The following is a 3,059-nucleotide window of genomic DNA, read 5'->3' as shown; positions in this document are numbered from 1 at the left end:
AGTAAAGCCCTCGATCTATTAGTACCAGTCAGCTCCATGCCTTACAGCACTTCCACACCTGGCCTATCAACCATGTCGTCTACATGGGATCTTACTAGCTTATGCTATGAGAAACCTCATCTCAAGGCTGGTTTCACGCTTAGATGCTTTCAGCGTTTATCCGTCCCGAACGTAGCTACCCAACTGTACCCTTGGCAGGATAATTGGTACACCAGCGGTTCGTCCACTCCGGTCCTCTCGTACTAGGAGCAGCCCCCTTCAAGTTTCTTTCGCCCGCGATGGATAGGGACCGAACTGTCTCACGACGTTCTGAACCCAGCTCACGTACCACTTTAATCGGCGAACAGCCGAACCCTTGGGACCTACTTCAGCCCCAGGATGTGATGAGCCGACATCGAGGTGCCAAACCTCCCCGTCGATATGGACTCTTGGGAGAGATTAGCCTGTTATCCCCAGGGTAGCTTTTATCCGTTGAGCGATGGCCCTTCCACTCGGCACCACCGGATCACTAAGCCCGACTTTCGTCCCTGCTCGACTTGTTGGTCTCGCAGTCAAGCTCCCTTCTGCCTTTACACTCTTCGAGCGATTTCCGTCCGCTCTGAGGGAACCTTTGGGCGCCTCCGTTACTCTTTAGGAGGCGACCGCCCCAGTCAAACTGTCCACCTAGGACTGTCCGGAAGGTCGTTACTCTTCCCGTTAGATTTCAATTAATCAAAGGGTGGTATCCCAACAGCGACTCCACTAAGACTAGCGCCCTAGCTTCTACGTCTCCCACCTATCCTGTACATTCATTAACTAAAATCAATCCTAAGTTACAGTAAAGCTCCATGGGGTCTTTCTGTCCAGTCGCGGGTAACCTGCATCTTCACAGGTACTTCAATTTCACCGGGTCCCTCGTTGAGACAGTGCGCAAGTCGTTACACCTTTCGTGCGGGTCGGAACTTACCCGACAAGGAATTTCGCTACCTTAGGACCGTTATAGTTACGGCCGCCGTTTACTGGGGCTTCAATTCAGAGCTTCGGATTACTCCTAACCCCTCCTCTTAACCTTCCAGCACCGGGCAGGTGTCAGCACCTATACGTCAGCTTTCGCTTTAGCAGGCACCTGTGTTTGTGGTAAACAGTCGCTTGCGCCTCTCTTGTGCCACCCATTCATGCTAGAGCCGTTACAAGCTTTCACACTACATGGGTCATCCTTTTCCCGAAGTTACGGATGCATTTTGCCGAGTTCCTTAACGAGGGTTTTCCCGCGCACCTTAGGATTCTCTCCCCGCCTACCTGTGTCGGTTTTGGTACGGGTAGTATGTCTCTACCTAGAAGCTTTTCTCGGCAACTTAGGATCAATTACTTCGCTCTTTTGAGCTCGTCATCACGCCTCAGCTTTTAGAGTAACGGATTTACCTATTACTCAACCTACACGCTTAAACATGCACTTCCAATCGCATGCTAACCTACCTGTTTGCGTCACTCCATCGATCAAACAATTCATACTAGTACAGGAATTTCAACCTGTTGTCCATCGCCTATGCTTTTCCGCCTCGGCTTAGGTCCCGACTTACCCTGAGACGACGATCGTTGCTCAGGAACCCTTAGGCTTTCGGTGGAAAGGATTCTCACCTTTCTTTTCGCTACTCATACCGGCATTCTCACTTCTTACCAGTCCACAGCTCCTTCCGGTACTGCTTCAATCCAATAAGAACGCTCCCCTACCCAATGGTATTGCTACCATTGCCACGACTTCGGCTCTGCATTTTAGCCCCGGACATTTTCGGCGCAGAGTCTCTCGACCAGTGAGCTATTACGCACTCTTTAAATGGTGGCTGCTTCTAAGCCAACATCCTGGTTGTTTTGGAAACTCCACATCCTTTGCCACTTAATGCAGCATTGGGGGCCTTAGTCGGTGGTCTGGGCTGTTTCCCTCTTGACTATGGGCCTTATCACTCATAGTCTGACTCCCATGTATAAGTATAGCCATTCGTAGTTTGACTAGGTTCGGTACCCGGTGTGGGCCCTAGCCCGATCAGAGCTCTACCGCCTATACTCTTTACCATGAGGCTAGCCCTAAAGCTATTTCGGGGAGAACCAGCTATCTCCGTGTTCGATTGGCATTTCACCCCTATCCACAACTCATCCCAAAGCTTTTCAACGCTCACGAGTTCGGTCCTCCACACAATTTTACCTGTGCTTCAACCTGGCCATGGATAGATCACTACGGTTTCGGGTCTACTACCACTAACTCTTCGCCCTATTCAGACTCGCTTTCGCTTCGGCTCCACGTTTTCCGCTTAACCTCGCTAGTGACAGTAACTCGCCGGTTCATTCTTCAATAGGCACGCCGTCGACCTGCTATTATACGGTCTTCGACTGTTTGTAGACATACGGTTTCAGGTTCTCTTTCACTCCCCTCCCGGGGTGCTTTTCACCTTTCCCTCACGGTACTATGCGCTATCGGTCCATACTGGTATTTTGCCTTGGAGGGTGGTCCCCCCTGCTTCCCACAAGGTTTCACGTGTCTCGTGGTACTCTGGATACTGCTCCACATATGCAGGATTTCGACTACAGGGCTTTCACCTTCTTCGGCCGACTGTTCCAAGTCGGTTCGTCTACCCCATGTATGCTTGTTAGCAGTCCTCAACCCCGGTCTGGCGAACCAGTCCGGTTTGGGCTCTTCCCCGTTCGCTCGCCGCTACTAAGAGAATCTCGTTTGATTACTTTTCCTCTGGGTACTTAGATGTTTCAGTTCCCCAGGTGCCCTCCTCATACTCTCTGGTATGGGTGACAGAGCTTTTCTCTGCCGGGTTCCCCCATTCGGATATCTACGGGTCAATGGTCGCTTGCACCTCTCCGTAGCTTTTCGCAGCTTACCGCGTCCTTCTTCGGCCAGTATAGCCAAGGCATCCACCGTATGCCCTTACTATCTTTACTTGATAGTGACATATGGTTATGTCTTTTACTTTAGAGTCATCCTTTCAGATGCTCTCACCTTATAAGTTAATTTAGAGAATCTATGTGCTTGGTCTAACCCTTAGAGTCAACTCTAAGAGACCAAATCATAAATT

Annotated in this window: 1 rRNA gene; it reads right to left on the bottom strand. The window is 50.4% G+C overall.

Annotated features, from left to right (window positions below):
- A 23S ribosomal RNA gene (locus tag EO125_RS09620) occupies positions 1–2,925 on the bottom strand.
- Positions 2,926–3,059 lie beyond the last annotated feature (134 nt).

Origin of the sequence: Veillonella sp. VA139, from assembly GCF_003992005.1 — a bacterium.
In the GTDB taxonomy this organism is placed as follows: domain Bacteria; phylum Bacillota; class Negativicutes; order Veillonellales; family Veillonellaceae; genus F0422.
This window is presented reverse-complemented; position numbering and strand designations above follow the sequence as displayed.